The sequence below is a fragment of the Saccharicrinis sp. 156 genome, assembly GCF_050589685.1.
Classification (GTDB): domain Bacteria; phylum Bacteroidota; class Bacteroidia; order Bacteroidales; family Marinilabiliaceae; genus Saccharicrinis.
Window position 1 is genome coordinate 1 of record NZ_JBNGOS010000005.1, and the last position, 16,360, is coordinate 16,360.

Here is a 16,360-nt window from a genome sequence, read left to right on the forward strand (position 1 = left end):
CAAAGTAAAACAAAATAAACGAAAGCGGAGAAATAGAGCTATAATTGAAACGTTTGAAAATAAGTCTCAAGTTTTTTAATGGAGTGAGTTCTTCTTAAGGCGCAGGTAACGAGTTGGATATATGTGTTTGTTGTTTTTGTTTCATTTTTTTTACCAACTCACGCAGCATTTAAGTTAATAACTACGTCTTGGGGGGTACAATCAATTTAACATGAGTTGATAATTCAGCATATTAGTGTTTGTTTTTCTAGGGGACAGCAAGGATATGGCGAGTTTCATTTTCTTCTAACAACAAAATATGAACACATCAAACCGCTGTAATTGGACATGGAATAGTAGTTTGTTCTGATTTTTAAGGTTTACTAATTTTTAGACTTATGAAAAATAATATATCATACGTAGGCTTAATTTTGTTATTTGGACTTTTGGCATGTAACAATAATGACGATAATAATAATCCGGAGCCTGAAATAGATTCGCAGTTAAAGTTTGCCACTACCCCACCAACTGCAGCAAATGTAAATGCTGTAGATTTTACTTTAACCAATGTAGGAGTATATGACAACTATCTTTTTTCCAACATTGAATATGTTGGAGGTAATAAATCGCATGAATTTTCTGTTACATGGAATGGTGAGGTTGGAACCGAAGAAGAAAATAAGATGATTAGATTGGATATTTACCATTTAACTAGTGATGATGATGGTACGAGAAATGTTGAAGACTCATTATATATAAGTCTGGACGATTTAAATATACCAGAGGATTTATTGACTGATGAAAACTTATACTTTGATGTAGTAAATACTACCAATACGGATAATCACTTTGTAGTAAAAGGATATGAGGAAGAAGTGGTTGTGCCTTTTGAGGAACCACAAACTTACATTCACTATTATAACTACGAACTTAAAGTTGTAGATGCAGAATGTAGTGAGATTGGTAAATGGAATAACAAATGGTTAAAGAGTGCTTCAAGCGATTCGATACAGTATTTTATACCTGTAGAAATTGATGAAGAAATAACCTATGAAGCCAAAGTTGATGACTTGGTAAAAGTGAAGTTGCAATATTTGTCTATTGATGACATTGGAGGAGGCCATACTTGTGATTTTATTACCGATGAAAATGTAATAGCCATTAAGATAAAGGAAATAGAACAAATAAAAGAGTAAACAAATCCATTTACTATAAGGTGCCTTTATACGAAAGCTCAGATATAAAAAAGTTAAAAAAACTACTTAAAAGATGCTCCAAGGGTAATAAAAACGCCCAGGAGCATCTTTATCGTATCTATTATGGGTATGCGATGAGCATTGCTTTGCGCTATTCTAAATCACGCATTGAGGCAGAAGAGATATGTAATGACGCATTTTTTAAATGGTTCACAAAAAAGGGACAATGCTCCAATGTCGAAAGCTTCAAACCATGGTTTCGTAGGATTATTATTAACACTGCTATTGATAGTTATCGTTCCAAAGTAAATCAAAACCATCTTGTATTGCTCGAACAAATTGAAGTTGTTGATCAAGCTAAATTTGATTTTAAGGCCATTGAAGCCGAAGAAATTATTGCGTTAATGCAAAGTTTAACTCCTATGTACAGAATGTTTTTTAACTTATATGTTATTGAGGGATTTAATCATGAAGAAATTGCCGAAAAGTTAAATATTACAGCGAGTACATCACGCTCTAACCTTACCCGTGCTAAGCAAAAATTACGTGAACTTATAAATGATTATTATTATGAGCAGGCCAGGTGAAGATCGTTTAACAGATATGATCAAGCATAATCTTGATGGTTATGAGCCGGCCTATAATCCTGAGGCCTGGAACAAACTGAATGCAAGACTGAATAGTCATGTAACACCGGTTCCTTTAATCTATAAACCCTGGTTTTTAGGTTTTGCTTCGGGAATAATATTTATGGTGGTAGTTTATTATTTTTGGAGGGATTACGGTGGTATAAGACATACAAACGATAACAATTATGTAACAGAAGAGCTAGAGCGTTTAAAGCATGAAATTCATCAATTAAAAGAAAATGATTCCATTCATTATCATCAGAGTGTCCGGAGAGCAATGGAATCAAGAATGTCTGAGGTTTATGCAAAAAAAGAAAGTGGCTTTTATGAACCAATGATTACAAAGAGGTATGTTTTTATAGACACTCAAAATAAGGAAAGTGGAAATAAAAGTATGTATGAAAAGGAAGGTGATTTATTGCAAAAATTGCCATCTATTCCATCGTATTCAAATATTCTATATATACTGTTACAAGATAGTCTGCCACTTCATCAAGATGATTTTTTAAGTGAGAGAAAGAAAACTAAACACAAGAAAACCTTTCATATCAATTGGCCTACTATCAGTTTTAAACAGGATGCCTACGAAAAATTTACCGGACCAGACCGGATTTATATGTCATCATCATTGGAAACGGAAAGTAACATAAATGGAATTAAAGGTCTCTCTAAATCAGTAGGAATAGGTTTGTCAGGGAAGATTAGCCAGCAAATGAGTATTCACGGAGGTATTAATTTCGGTCTTAATTCAGGAAGTAAGAAAGAAGCATTGTGGTACAGTCAAATCATAGAAAAACCTGATACATCCTATTTACAACTTGTTTCTGATACAACGGTTGTAGATAGCCATAAATGGAATTATTTGGATATACCAATAGGGATTAACTATCAAGTACTATCAAATGATAATCATAGTTTAGATGTCTCATTATCTGCACTGTCGCGTATTTTTCTGAGCGAGAAATACACTCATATTCTTGATATAACCAATAAACCCAATGTGGAGACAGAAAAGAAGATTGATGCAGGTGAAAATAGTCATTTGTTTGCAAAACTTCGCTTAGGATTTAAATATACTTATCACATGAACGATAGGTGGAGTATTGCTGCTCATCCTTATTATTCAATGCCACTGCAAAAGTACAGTTACCTCAAAGTCAAAAATTCCGGATGGGGAGCAAACGTTAATCTGGTGTACAAACTGAATAAAAATAAGGATTAACCGATCGGCTTTATACCAGGTGCTATTTTTTGGTTCAGACGGCATAGGAATGAATTGTTGTAAATAATTCTATTTGTTTTGTCGGGTTATCGAAGAAGTTACTATATTCTAAATGGTTATTTACCGCAAAAAATTGAGGGAACTTTAATTTTATTCGTATTATTTTAAGGTTATCATGTATTTGCACGCCAATTTTTGATATTTTGTACTCAGTATAAAATATTATAGTTAAATGAATTTCATATTATATCTTAACCTGTTAATAATTAATATTGTGGCATGGCTAGCGATTAGCTATTTCTGGAGTTTCTGGAATTTTAAACTTTTTAAACCTTACCAGTGGTTAGAGTTGGTAAAAAAGAAAAAAGTACCTAAAGTCATCGTACAAACGGAGCGTAAGTTTAAGGACCGAAACCGTTTTTATAGTTTTTGGTTTGTTTTGGAGGGATTAAAAAACAAGAAAATTGATGGAGACATAGCTGAAGTAGGTGTTTTTAAAGGAGAAACGGCAAAAATTATTCACCATTTAATGCCGGATAGAAGGTTGTATTTGTTTGATAGTTTTTCCGGTTTGCCTACCCAGGTAATCAGAGAAGATTGCGATGGAACAGTGCGGCCACAGACGGTAAATTTTGAACAAACCAGTAAAGATGAAGTCGAGAAATATATCAAGGGAAATCATCAGATAGATATAAGGGAGGGGATTTTTCCTGACACGGCCAAGGGTTTGGAAAACAATGTGTTTTCCTTTGTGCACTTGGATGCTGATTTATATCAATCGACACTGGACGGATTGCAGTTTTTTTATCCAAGGTTATCTCCAGGGGGTTCTATTTTGATACACGATTATAACCATAACTGGGAGGGAGTTAGAAAGGCTGTTGACGATTTTGAACTAACGGTGCCCGAACAATTTGTGGAGCTATATGATATGTATGGATCTGTTTTGCTGACCAAAAACAAATCATAAAACGATAACCATGCTTAAATCAGTTAGCCTCATTACCATTATCGTTTTTACAGCTGTTGCCGCATTTGCCCAGGAGGTTTTTACGGAGGATGATAGGCCGAAGATAGGCCTTGTCCTGAGTGGTGGCGGAGCAAAAGGGATGGCGCATATTGGTGTGTTAAAGGTTTTGGAGGAACTGAATATCAGACCAGACTATATTGCGGGAACCAGCATGGGAAGTATCATGGGGGGGTTATATGCGATAGGTTATTCCGCGCACGAACTGGATTCAATCATTCGTTTGATGGACTGGAACACCATGCTGAGCGATAGGATCCCCTTATCGGAAGTCGTACCCGAGGAAAAGCATGATTACAATCGATTTCTATTTCAGTTTGACCTTACCCCCAAAGGGCCGAAATTACCTAGTGCCGTTGTTGAGGGGCAAGGTATTTCCGAGCAAATGAACTATCTGACCTGGCATGTAGCCGGAGTCGAAGATTTTGACGATTTCGAAATTCCTTTCCGCTGCGTGGCATCCGATTTAATATCAGGAGAACCATATGTTTTCGAGTCGGGCAACCTGGTGACAGCAATGCGCGCCAGTATGGCCATACCATCAGTTTTTTCGCCGGTGCGATTAGATACCATGTTATTGGTTGATGGAGGTGTTTTGGATAATATCCCGGTGGTTACCTGTCGCGAAATGGGAGCCGATATTATTATCACGGTCAACGTTGGTTTCCGGGAAAAACCGAGTTTCGATGATTTTAAGTCGATAGGAGATATCCTGATGGGCTCTGCCATGATTAGAAGCAATTATGAAGCAATAAATTCATTGAAAGAAACTGATATTCTTATTGCACCCGATTTGACGGGTTACAGTTCGGCCAGTTTTTTTGATGGTGAAGCCATTATTGAGTTGGGGGAAATTGCTGCCAGAGAGCGGTATGACGAACTGGCTTCGCTTGCAGACTTTCTGAGTCTGTACCCGAAGAAACCGGTGTCGAAGCCAGAATTGCTGGATAAGATTTATATTGAGGACATTAAGGTAGGAGAGCTTAAATATTTGGATAAGACCTTTGTTCTGGGGAAATCCGGACTTGAAAAAGGCAAGTGGTATACAAAGGATGAAATTAACAGTGGCCTGCATCAACTTATGGGAACCCGATATGTGCAAAACATTAACTATACCCTCGCGCAAGGAAAAACCGGCTATGTGCTTACCCTCCTGCCTAAAGAAGCCTATAGAAGCAAATATAATTTCTCGGTCCAATATGATAATATTTATAAGGCCGGTGCCATTTTTAATGTGGCGTTCCGAAATAAGTTAATAAAGGGATCTAAATTTGCCATGAGCCTTAACTTTTCGGAGTATCCCATATTTAATGCCGAGTTTTTGGATTACAGAGGCCAGAGACAGAAGATGGGTAATTATCTTAAAACCAGGTGGGAATTTAATTCTGTGCCTTTCTTTGCCGATGATGGTGATGAAGTTGGCAGAATAAAACAAAATTACCTGAATGTGGAAGGCGGTTTTTTTTATGCACCCAATACCAAGAGTATTGTCAGGGGAGGTGTTTATTTCAGAAGGCAGTTGAGTAATTCCGGGAAAGGTCTTTTAGACCTGTTCACGGATGATGTGGATAAGTTAGGTAATAATTGGTGGGGGTTGACCTTGAATTACAACAGGAATTCTTTTAACGACCAGTTTTTTGCCACTAAAGGGAGTAAGCTGGATATCCGGTTGGCACATCCACTGGGGTTTGGTACCATATACAAGGGCTCCGATAGTTCATATGTTACTTTCGATGATCTTTTGGATATTCCGAAAGAAAGCTATCTGAAAGCTAAGGTAACCTTTGAACATATTATACCTGTAAATTCCAGGTTTAACATTGCATATTCATTGGCTGCAGGTGGGGCTACAGAGCGATTAGGCAGCGCTCAAAGTTTTTATTTAGGGGGATTAGAATCGACTTCGCGCAGTGGAGATATCCCTTTTCCGGGAATGATTTCGAAAGAAGTTTCGGCCCGGCAATTTGTAATGGGATACATCAATCTTCAATACCAGGCTTTTAATAATTTTTACGCCAAGCTATCAGGCGGAGCCATGGATTACAGAAACGAATTTGAAAACCTGAGTTTTATCCCTGTTCAAAGCCTTGTTTCGGAAGGCGTGGTTTTTGGGGTAAATTTAATTTTTGCTTATAATTCCATCATTGGGCCCATTGAGTTTGGCTATGGCAGGTCGAGTTTGCACAACAAAAGCCGATATCATTTTACCGTAGGGTTCCCGTTCTGATAAACTTTTAAGGGGATATCTTGTTTAACGCTTATCTAACAAATAGTCATGAAAAGAGATCTATCACATATAAGGAGTGATTATACCAGGAAAAAATTATTAGCCAATCAGTTAGACGTTGACCCAATTAACCAGATTAAAGCATGGCTAAGTGAAGCTATCGGTAAACGAGAGCTCGAGCCTACGGCTATGACTTTATCAACTGTTTCGGGAAGTGGTATGCCTTCTTCGCGTATGGTGCTTCTTAAAAATATAGATACAAATGGAGGTCTGTGGTTTTTTACCAATTACAACAGTAAAAAAGGAAGCGATTTAAAAGAAAACAACAATGCCGCGGTCAACTTTTTTTGGCCGGGGCTCGAACGTCAAATTAGAGTAACTGGCGTGGTTGAAAAAATATCTGAAGTTGAAAGTGAAGCTTACTTCAACTCACGCCCTTTTGATAGCCAGGTGAGTGCAATCGCCTCTCCTCAGAGCCGGGTGGTGGAAAGTAGAGAACAGTTGGAGCATTGGTTTAAGGAAGCCAAAGCCCAGGAAATAAAAAGGCCTGTGAATTGGGGCGGATATGCTTTGTTACCTGCCGAAATTGAATTTTGGCAGGGACGGCCGGGGCGCTTGCACGATAGAATCAGGTATCGATTGATAAAGGACGAGTGGGTCAGAGAAAGGTTGGCACCCTAATTAACGGGTTAGGGGTGCGACTGTTTGTAAGCTGTAAATGCCTCGCTCCCATTTGTAATGGCAAAGCAATGTTGACCAATGTGCGATGTTACTTTACCTTCGTCAACTCCCTAAACACATCTTCCATACTTTTTTGGTCTTGTGTGAGTGTGATAATTTTTTGGTTATTGGCTACTGCGCAGTCAAAAATTTCCGGCCTGATATCTGAGGATGCGGAGATATGATATTTATTGACGGTCAGGTTTTTAATCTCAATTAAACCTTCGATGTTATCGAAAATGCTTTTTTCAACAGGGTTTAAGAATTCACAGGTAAACTCAAAGTTGTTTTTTAATGAAGTATTGGTCAGGTCGCTGGCTTTTTCGTTGGCAACAATATTTCCTTTGTTAATGATGATTACCCTTTCGCATATGGCCTGAACCTCTTGCATGATATGGGTGGACAACATGACTGTTTTTTGTTGGCCCACTTTCTTTATCAGATCCCTAACTTCTATAATTTGATTGGGATCTAGTCCAGTAGTCGGTTCGTCCAGGATAAGAACTTCAGGATCAGGTAAAAGTGCCTGGGCCAATCCTACCCTTTGGCGATAACCTTTCGATAAAGCTGAAATTCTTTTGGTTCTTTCAGGGGAGAGACCCGTCATATCTATAATTTCTTCTACCCGTTTTTTGGTGTTCTTGCCAAGCTTATAAATACCTGCAATGTGCGTCAAATACTCCTTCACATACATATCTAAGTAAAGCGGGTTGTGTTCGGGTAGGTATCCAATCTTGGTCCTATACTCCAATGTGTTATCAGTAACATCCAGTCCGCAAACCATTACCTTGCCTGTTGTTTGTGGAAGGTATCCAGTAATAATCTTCATCATGGTAGATTTGCCGGCTCCATTAGGTCCTAAAAATCCTACCACCTCACCCGAGGCAATTTCAAACGATACGTTATTTAGGGCTTTTTGAGTTCCAAACTCCCTTGTTACTTGCGATACTGATATAGACATGCTTGTATTTTAATTGGACGGGTAAAGTTAATGGAATACCGATTACAATTCAAAATATCCTTATTCTTTAATGACTTTAATTACAACTGTATCACCGTTAGAAGCTTGTATTCGAACAAAGTAGATTCCTTTGGGTCCAACCATATTAATACTCAAATGATTTTGGTTATTAAATGTATAATTGCTTAGCGTTTTACCCGCTATATTTATAATCTCCACTTTTAGCAAAGCATAATTTCGTTCTAACTCTATGTTAAAACATCCTTCTGTAGGATTTGGGTAAGCACTAAAATCAATCGATGCTTCATCACCTACTGAACTATCATCATCCTTTTCATCAGTATTCCTTACTGCTCTCACGTAATTATTTACATAGCGAATGTCACCCTGAGGTCCAAAGTAGTCTGGATAAGTGTCACTTCCCATTTCTTTGGGATCGTTTCTTGAGGCTCCTGCTCCATGGGTATCGTATATAGCCGCTACATTGGTGGGGGGGAACGACATTTGACCTTGCGCTTCTCCAAAACACATATAAACAGCATCTGTATATGGCGTAGGGCCATCCATCAAGGGTGAGCTGGTCCAATAGTACCCATAGTTGGCATCTCCATCCGGATTATTAAATGATGAACAAGAAAACAGAGGATCTATAGCTGGCGAATTGGTCACATCAGGACAACGTGTGTAATCCAAAATACTATGCAGTTCTTTGGCATTGGGTAATCGCCAATCCGAATGTCCACCATGTGTTAAGTCTTCGCAATATTGTAGGGCATCTTCCCAGTTTCGAGCAGTTCCATCATCTCCTTGCTGCCACATTAAGCCTGTTGCTAAATCCGTTATGGTGCCATCTCCATTATCCACAAAATTATTAATACCATAATCCTCATTACCCCTTACCATTCTAAAATACATGGTATTTGCCTCTCCTGTAGACTTCACATATTTTGGATAACCTTTTAAACGTCCATCCACAAAATTATAACCAAATACAGCCGTGTCACCTCTCATAATTAAACCAGTATACTGCGTACTCGACCATGTTTGGGCATCAATTTCACGTTCGCCAATAGACGTATCCCCAATGGGATGATTGAAATAATCGGTATCAATAAATAAATCTACTGCATTATCACCAAAACATCGACCCGTAAACTGAGCCAATGAATACAATTCTTTGATGGTAGGTACCCGCCAGTCACTATAACCGCCCAGGGTTGAATTTTTTGCTTTCACAAATGCATCCGCATAGGATATCTTTTCTCCCATGTCCTGTTCCCACATCAATCCGGTTACATTATCCGTAATCGTACCATCTCCATTGTTGGTGTAAGAGGGTTGATTGCCACTATAATGTGCATCCTGACGGCAAAATGGCTCACCACTAACCGGGGTTGAAATAATAGAATTATTATCGTAAAAATCGCTTACTCCCGTATCTACTATGTTATATTTATTTGTTGGAATACTCGTGCCATCATCCGAATCTTCATCCTCAAATGATATCCCATTTATGGCTAACATTTGTTGCTCTAAATCCAATTTCGCACTCAGTTGATCCGTAGTTAATTCACTTAATAATAAGTTGTTCGTTTCATACGGGTCAGCGCTTAAATCGAAAAATTCTTTATTTCCTTTTACATCATAAATAATTTTGTATTGCGCATTCCTTATTGTATATACATCCGTTGAAACGGTTTGGTTAGCACCCAGTTCCATGTAATTATAAGTTCGTTTTGGTTCTGAACTATTGCTTAAAAGGTGCTTAAAACTATAACTGTCGTTTACTTGATTTGTAGGATATGCATCGGGTTCTGCTATTTGCGCAATGGTTGCATAAAAGTCGCTTACGTTAATCATCGCATCCTCTGTTTCGTTTTGTCGACTTACGCCATTCCCCGAAACAATCAATGGCACATGAATACCTCCTTGATAAACGGTATTTTTCCCTTTGGGAGATGGGTAGCCTTGCAAGATATTGCCAGCTGTGCCATTATCACCTACAAACATAATGACGGTGTTGTCTAGTTCTGTTTGAGGGATAGAATCTAATAGACGTCCAATTTCGTGATCCATAGCTTCTATCATGGCTATAAATTTCTGCAGGTTTGAATTCACATCTTCGGAAGTATACAAGTCACTTGGCGGCACATGAAAAGGCGTATGGGGAGCAACATGTGCAAACCACATAAACCAGGGTTTTGTCTGTTCTTTAATCCATTGCGCAGCATAATCCGTAAAATATGATGTGGCGTAATCCGTACAAGCTGATGTATCTTTATTTTCAACTTTTGTCCAATTAAAATAATCATCAACACCTGCACCATTTACCCCCATAAAATCATCAGCGCCATGCAAATAGGGATGATCAATGTCTTTAGGACGAGCATTGTGCCATTTTCCGATGACACATGTTTCGTAGGCTTTATCCGTAAGCTCGTTAATTTCCTTAAAAATAGATTTTTGATCCGTTCCTAAAATTCCGGGTACTGTATTAATCCCACTATTTGCACCATATTTACCTGTTAGCATGGAGGCTCTGGTTGGTGCACATGCTGGACAAGCCCATGCATTGGTGAAGGTTACTCCTGCATTGCGTAATTCATCTATATGAGGCGTATTGGGCAAAATTGTGCCAATATCATAACCATTGAGGGCATCAACACCCATGTCATCAGCAATGATTAAAAGTATATTAGGCCGCTCATTTGCCTGGCATATTTTACTAACCAATAGCGTGAACAAAATAATTATGGTGATGAATAATTTATGCATAGTTTTAGATTAAAATAAATGAGATATACTACCATAAACTACAATAGTTTAATGGGTTATTCTTACTATGACTTATCTTTTATTGTTGAACTTTTGAGATGCATTTGTAAGTTCACTCGAAGAAATAAAACCATTGTTATCTGAATCCATTTTATCAAAATTCTGTTTGGCTCTTTCTTTGGTGAGCCTATCACCTTGTCGTTTCTTCATTTGAGTATACAATTCTTCGAAGGAAACTAAACCATCCTGATTGGTATCCAAACGTTTCATACGGTCATTTCCTCCTTGTGGTTTCCTTTTATTATTCCTGTTACCTTTATTCATTCCATAGGTTCTGGAACCACGGTTCTCATCTTCCATTCGTATGGTGTACTCGTGAGTTAAAGGCAAACACATTTCTGATGTACATCCAAAATAATCTAACTCTAACTTAATCTCCTCAAATGGTTTTTCGGAAGTAATATCCACCCAAAACTGGCGTGGTTTCGTATCACTATCTCCTTTGCCTTTTTTGGCTGAAGCTTCTGCAGGAGTAGCAGTCACCCCTTCTGTCAACGTAAGTTTATATTTCATTGGTGGAGTGAGGTTGTTCCAGTGCGCATCGTGAATGGGATCGGGGTAAAATCCCAGAAAAAGCCTTCCTGTTCCGGTAGTCAGGAGGGCATCGTCTGCTTCGGCACGCAACTTTACATAGTAGGTTTCTTCAGGGGAGGCGGGAACTATGCTTAGTATTGATAAACCCTCAGGACGAGCTACGCCCCATTCTGAGTCTTCATTGACTAACTTTCCAGGTCTGGAGATTACTGGTAGATTAAGGTCGATTGTCTTGGTTGGTGTCGCGACGGGCCCTACAGCTTTCGACAAAGCGTCACGCAGGGCCTGTCCGTCAATTCTGCCTGAAGCGTACACAACCGCTCCTTCGGGCGAAATAAGGTAAACAGACCAGGAGCCTGAGCGTAATCCAATACGGATATCGTCTTCCATAGTGTCAGCAATCCATGGCGCTTTGGTTCCCAATTTCTTCCGTGCTTCTGCCAACTGAAGTAAACGCTCTGATATATTTTGGGCTTGCACATAACCATCAAGTTCGGGATGCCTTAAGGATTTGTAGAAGTAAAAAAACTGAACGCCTTTATCCTTGTAATCGGCAAAGGCTGCTTCTATTTGAGGGTAGTTTTGGTGAAAAAGTGGACAAGATAAACATCCCGCAGCAAGAACGGTATATTTCCCCTTACACAATTCTCTAACTTTAATGGGTGCTCCTTCTGCTGTAAAGGCATTCATATCGGGGATTAGTCCGCTGCTCAGAACGCCTTCGGCAGGGACATTTAAATAAGAATTAGTAGTAACTGCTTTTGTATGTTGCTTTTGAGCTAGAGTACATACTGCTATCGAACTGAAAATTATAAGAAATATTAGATTCTTCATGATATATTTTTTATTGATTAATAAAAGAAAGCACTGGAATGGTTGTAAATATGTATCTCATATTTAAATTATTAATCGATTAAAAAGGTTAACTTGAATATAAAGGTTGTTTATGCCAGTATCATTTTTAGTTTTTCAAAATGATACAGCTAGAGCACAAAATTATCATCAATATACCCTTGCAATTTTTCTTTATATTGCTCACTTACAGGTATACGAACATCTTCAAAAATAATTTGAGAACGTTCAAGCATCGTTATTTTTTCGAGATTTACAATGTAGGAGCGATGAACTCTGATAAACCTGGAAGGGGGCAATTTCTCTTCGATTTTTTTCATGCTTAATAAAGTCATTACGGGTTTTCCATGCTCCATAAAAAAGCGCAAGTATCCTCTGTTTCCTTCTATATAAATAATATTATCTAACTCTATTCGAACTACTTTGTATTCTGATTTAATAAAAATATGATTTGGTCCTGAACTTAGATGCTCCTCTTTATTCTCAAGTAATTTGAAATGAGTCAATGCTTTATTAGCTGCTTTTAAAAACGAAGGATAGTCTAATGGTTTTAACAAATAATCTAAAGCATCTAATTTAAAACCATCAATAGCATATTGACTATAGGCTGTTATGAAAATTATCTGAGGTTGATGTGTCAACGATTTAACAAGATCTAATCCGTTTAACTTAGGCATTTGAATATCAACAAACATTAAATCAACGGGATGACTGTTTAAAAAATTTAAAGCATCCATGGCATTTCTAAAAGTCCCCACCAAATCCAGGAATAACGTTTCTTTGATATATGCTTCGATTTGCCTCATGGCTAAGGGTTCGTCATCAATTGCTATGCATTTAATCATTGTTCAAAGGTATTTTCAGGTTAACACAGTATGTCTTTTCAGTTTCAATAATGTCTAAATTGTAATGATCACCATAGAGCAATGCTAACTGTTTTTCTAAATTAATAAGCCCTAATCCAGTTGTTTCTTCTTCATGCTGCACCTCCGCTTTGCTATTGGATATCTCAAAAAATAGTTCGTCGTTTTTGATATTAGCCGTTACAGTTACAAAGGATTCTTTGGTGTCGTCGATGCCATATTTAAAGGCATTTTCTACCAATGAAGTAAAAAGCAGAGAAGGAATAGTCCTGTTATTTTGTTCTACATCAAGATGAAGGGTGATTTTTACATTGTCGTAAAAACGAATTCGCATCAAGTTGATGTATGACTTAATAAATTCAAACTCCTCTTTAATGGTTGATGTCCCCGTTTGAGAGTCATTGAGCAGGTGCCTCATCAAGGTGGATAATTGGATCACTGATTTCTGAGCCTGACCTGTATCGAAACTTATTAAAGCATGAATATTATTCAAGGTATTCATAAAGAAATGAGGACTAATTTGATTCCTCAAAAAGGATAGTTCTGTTTGCAAATGAATTTTGTCCTTTTGCTCTCGAAGCTTTTCTTCTTCTTCCCTTTGGATTAAAAGTTTAATGGCATTATTAAACCCAATGACCAGAAAGGAAATTAATATATTGGTGGCCATTTTGTATTCAGAAGACCTGGCCAATGCCCTGCGGGGAGCAGTTCTCTGCACTTGTTCAAACGAATCAAACACTACGTTTTGTAGAAACTTTAACAAGGGACTTGCTAAAGTGACACACGTAACAAGCAAGGTAACTAAAATCAAATAGTATAGTGTCCGTTTTTTATGCAATAATTGAGGAACAAGAATGCTATTGTTGATCACAAAAATCAAGAGAAAAGGGATTAGACGAATCCATTCCATATAAACTCTCATCTGGCTAAATTCCCGTCCTCCTTGCAAGGTATATACGGGAAGCGCAATTACAATGGACCAGATAATTAAATAGGCTATATTTTCTCTCTTGTTCTTAAGCATATCTTATTTAAAATCACGCACCATTCGTACATAATTATTAATTCGTATCACATCGCCCTGAGGACCGTGCCCTTGTGGATAGTCATTGGGATCTCCAACTTTTGGGTCACTTCGTTGGGCACCTGCACCGTGCACATCCATTAAAGTAGTTTCATTTGTACGACGGTTTTTCATGAAACCCAAAGCTTCACCAAAACACATGTAAATAGCCTGTTGTCCTCCTCGTTGTCCAACGAGTGTTGTCGATGACCAGAAAAATGGATAATTACTTGAATTGGCTTCATCCTTTATTTCACTGATTGCAAATATAGAATTAATAGCAGCTTGATGATTGAACTGAGGCGCATTTGTATAATCTAACAAACTATGCAACTCCTTGGCATTTGGTAATCGCCAATCGTCGTGCCCCAGATAATTTTCCGCGTTCTTTTGTTCTACCCAAGCCAATGCTTCTTCCCAATTCATACCCTTTTCACTATCATTTTTCTGCCACATCAAGCTGGTAGCCAAATCGGATACTGTACCATCGTTATTATCCTTGAAATTATTGAGTCCATAATTAACATTACCCCTTACAAAACGAACGGTATGTTTCTTATCTCCGCGAGGAGTGGAAATAGGATAACCTTTTATTCTTCCATCAGCCAGGTTAACGCCAAAAACCGTTGAATTACCTCCCATGGTTTTTCCTTTATATACGGTTGATGACATCATTTGTGTATCGATAATCCGGTCGCCGTTTGCCCCATATTCAAAATCGAAATAATGGGTATCCACAAATGGTTTTGCACTTTTAGGCACTTCATACATTTGACGACTACTGGCATCAACGCCGCTAAAAAGCATTAACGAATAAGCTTCTTTAATACTCGGAATACGCCAATCGGTGTGATTTGCCAGGTTAAACGCTTTCACTTTCTCTATGGCTTCGTCATAACTCATGGCCTCGAAACCTTTTTGCCACATTAAACCGGTGACGTTGTCAGTAATTGTTCCATCACCATTATCGGTATAAGAGGCTTGATTACCATCAAACTGTGCATCCTGTCCGTAAAATGCATTTCCTTTTGCCGGGGAACTAATCTCCGCCTCGTTGTTATAGCACTTTTGTTGTTGAGTATCGACTATTTTATATTGGCCAACTGCCGATGTAGTTTGTGCATTTATCTGCAAAAAACCGGAAGTAAGCACCATGATTAGTGTGAATATTTTTCTTCTCATTTTTTATCCCCCTTTATATAATTTACGGTTTTCATTGTTTACTGTTGAAGCGTAAAAACTTCTCCATCGCTTGAAACGGTTAAAAAGTCTTCTGCAATAATTATTTTACCTTTAAATTGTTCGGCAATCTTTGCTTTGGTAGCTTCTTCGTCAATGGCCGCACCCGAAAGATGTGTAATCACAAGGGTCTTTACTCCGGCCTCCGCTGCCATCTTGGCGCCTTCTTCTATGCTGGCATGGGCGCTATTTCCTTTTTTATTTCTTGCTCGCCTGTTTTGGCTTGCTCCTTCCCGAATAATTTGACAGTCGAGCACCAGTATATCGGCATCCAAGGCCAACTTTGCCAGGTTTGGGGTGTATGAAAGATCTCCTGAAATGACAATTGATTTTCCGTTGGCATCAAAACGATAAGCGAGTGTATAAATAGAATGTGGAACCTGGATGGTAGAGATTGTTACATCCTTAAAGCTGAATGTATTTTCGCCTGCCAGCTCTTTTACTGTTGCCTTGGTGTTGTTTGTATCAAAAGTCTGTCCTTTATTGCTTCTTCGATATTCAAGGTCTTCTTTGTAAAACTTCGTCACATAATCTGTCATCTCTTTTATGGGAGCAGGGCCGGCTACTAAAAATTCTCCGGGAGACATGTATTTCTGATGAACCATTGGTATAAACTCCTCGTTATGATCTAAATGATGATGGGTTATCAAAAGCGCATCCGGACTGTTTCTTCTGGTGAATCCCAGCTGCTCCAATTGTGCTCTGGTCCCATTTCCCATGTCCACAAGAAATTTCACTCCGTTATGCTGCACTAAGGCCGATGGTCCGGAACGATCGATATTATATTGAGGATTACCTGAGCCAATAATCGTAACGCTCAATTCGATATTATCTATTGCTCCCTTTGGATAAATCGAATGGGGTGCGGTATTCGCTGCTTTCGTTTTGGAGTTTGTTGTATTTTGGGCATTCAAATGAAATATCATTAAAATGGCCAACATGAAAGTTATAAAGTACTTCATCGTTTTATTTTTAAGTTTCCTGTTTCTTAAACAAACAACGTACTTTTGTGA

General features: G+C 38.2%; 13 protein-coding genes. 6 read left to right on the forward strand and 7 right to left on the reverse strand.

Annotated features, from left to right (window positions below; all coding sequences use genetic code 11):
- The first annotated feature begins 377 nt into the window (after positions 1–377).
- The 6 genes from ACRD64_RS03740 to pdxH all read left to right on the forward strand — a co-directional run bounded on the left by ACRD64_RS03740 (position 378) and on the right by pdxH (position 6,961).
- Positions 378–1,175: a hypothetical protein gene (locus tag ACRD64_RS03740; RefSeq protein WP_430931824.1), complete on the forward strand. Its 798-nt coding sequence runs from the start codon at positions 378–380 to the stop codon at positions 1,173–1,175.
- A gap of 20 nt (positions 1,176–1,195) precedes the next feature.
- Positions 1,196–1,762 (forward strand): RNA polymerase sigma factor, encoded by a 567-nt coding sequence (locus ACRD64_RS03745; RefSeq protein WP_430931825.1) that lies wholly within the window; start codon positions 1,196–1,198, stop codon positions 1,760–1,762.
- The gene (locus ACRD64_RS03750; protein ID WP_430931826.1) at positions 1,746–3,026 is read left to right on the forward strand and encodes a hypothetical protein; all 1,281 of its coding nucleotides are present in this window, start codon (positions 1,746–1,748) and stop codon (positions 3,024–3,026) included. The genes ACRD64_RS03745 and ACRD64_RS03750 overlap by 17 nt, the downstream gene beginning before the upstream one ends.
- A 232-nt stretch (positions 3,027–3,258) precedes the next feature.
- Positions 3,259–3,996, forward strand: a complete 738-nt coding sequence (locus ACRD64_RS03755; protein WP_430931827.1) for a TylF/MycF/NovP-related O-methyltransferase — start codon at positions 3,259–3,261, stop codon at positions 3,994–3,996.
- Between the two features lie 10 nt (positions 3,997–4,006).
- Positions 4,007–6,280: a patatin-like phospholipase family protein gene (locus ACRD64_RS03760; protein WP_430931828.1), complete on the forward strand. Its 2,274-nt coding sequence runs from the start codon at positions 4,007–4,009 to the stop codon at positions 6,278–6,280.
- Between the two features lie 48 nt (positions 6,281–6,328).
- A complete protein-coding gene (gene pdxH, locus ACRD64_RS03765) occupies positions 6,329–6,961 on the forward strand; it encodes a pyridoxamine 5'-phosphate oxidase (protein ID WP_430931829.1) in 633 nt (210 codons plus the stop codon).
- Positions 6,962–7,049: 88 nt separating this feature from the next.
- On the opposite strand, the gene gldA is transcribed toward pdxH, so the two are convergent.
- The 7 genes from gldA to ACRD64_RS03800 form a co-directional block, all read right to left on the reverse strand.
- Entirely contained in the window at positions 7,050–7,961 is a 912-nt protein-coding gene (gldA, locus tag ACRD64_RS03770; protein ID WP_430931830.1) for a gliding motility-associated ABC transporter ATP-binding subunit GldA, read from the reverse strand.
- Between the two features lie 60 nt (positions 7,962–8,021).
- Entirely contained in the window at positions 8,022–10,736 is a 2,715-nt protein-coding gene (locus ACRD64_RS03775; protein WP_430931831.1) for a sulfatase-like hydrolase/transferase, read from the reverse strand.
- A 72-nt stretch (positions 10,737–10,808) separates the two neighbouring features.
- A complete protein-coding gene (locus tag ACRD64_RS03780; protein ID WP_430931832.1) occupies positions 10,809–12,164 on the reverse strand; it encodes a hypothetical protein in 1,356 nt (451 codons plus the stop codon).
- 149 nt (positions 12,165–12,313) lie between these two features.
- Positions 12,314–13,027, reverse strand: coding sequence for a LytR/AlgR family response regulator transcription factor (locus tag ACRD64_RS03785; RefSeq protein WP_430931833.1), 714 nt, complete (start codon positions 13,025–13,027; stop codon positions 12,314–12,316).
- Positions 13,020–14,069 (reverse strand): sensor histidine kinase, encoded by a 1,050-nt coding sequence (locus tag ACRD64_RS03790; protein WP_430931834.1) that lies wholly within the window; start codon positions 14,067–14,069, stop codon positions 13,020–13,022. The genes ACRD64_RS03785 and ACRD64_RS03790 overlap by 8 nt, the downstream gene beginning before the upstream one ends.
- Positions 14,070–14,072: 3 nt before the next feature.
- Entirely contained in the window at positions 14,073–15,290 is a 1,218-nt protein-coding gene (locus ACRD64_RS03795; RefSeq protein WP_430931835.1) for a DUF1566 domain-containing protein, read from the reverse strand.
- 38 nt (positions 15,291–15,328) lie between these two features.
- Positions 15,329–16,309, reverse strand: coding sequence for an MBL fold metallo-hydrolase (locus tag ACRD64_RS03800; protein WP_430931836.1), 981 nt, complete (start codon positions 16,307–16,309; stop codon positions 15,329–15,331).
- Positions 16,310–16,360: the final 51 nt, after the last annotated feature.

Excerpts from the sequence above, each read along its gene's own strand:
- ACRD64_RS03800 (WP_430931836.1), bottom strand. The coding sequence starts at position 16,309 with ATGAAGTACTTTATAACTTTCATGTTGGCCATTTTAATGATATTTCAT.
- gldA (WP_430931830.1), bottom strand. The coding sequence starts at position 7,961 with ATGTCTATATCAGTATCGCAAGTAACAAGGGAGTTTGGAACTCAAAAA.
- ACRD64_RS03795 (WP_430931835.1), bottom strand. The coding sequence starts at position 15,290 with ATGAGAAGAAAAATATTCACACTAATCATGGTGCTTACTTCCGGTTTT.
- ACRD64_RS03750 (WP_430931826.1), top strand. The coding sequence starts at position 1,746 with ATGAGCAGGCCAGGTGAAGATCGTTTAACAGATATGATCAAGCATAAT.
- ACRD64_RS03775 (WP_430931831.1), bottom strand. The coding sequence starts at position 10,736 with ATGCATAAATTATTCATCACCATAATTATTTTGTTCACGCTATTGGTT.
- ACRD64_RS03780 (WP_430931832.1), bottom strand. The coding sequence starts at position 12,164 with ATGAAGAATCTAATATTTCTTATAATTTTCAGTTCGATAGCAGTATGT.
- ACRD64_RS03785 (WP_430931833.1), bottom strand. The coding sequence starts at position 13,027 with ATGATTAAATGCATAGCAATTGATGACGAACCCTTAGCCATGAGGCAA.
- ACRD64_RS03740 (WP_430931824.1), top strand. The coding sequence starts at position 378 with ATGAAAAATAATATATCATACGTAGGCTTAATTTTGTTATTTGGACTT.
- ACRD64_RS03790 (WP_430931834.1), bottom strand. The coding sequence starts at position 14,069 with ATGCTTAAGAACAAGAGAGAAAATATAGCCTATTTAATTATCTGGTCC.
- ACRD64_RS03755 (WP_430931827.1), top strand. The coding sequence starts at position 3,259 with ATGAATTTCATATTATATCTTAACCTGTTAATAATTAATATTGTGGCA.
- pdxH (WP_430931829.1), top strand. The coding sequence starts at position 6,329 with ATGAAAAGAGATCTATCACATATAAGGAGTGATTATACCAGGAAAAAA.
- ACRD64_RS03760 (WP_430931828.1), top strand. The coding sequence starts at position 4,007 with ATGCTTAAATCAGTTAGCCTCATTACCATTATCGTTTTTACAGCTGTT.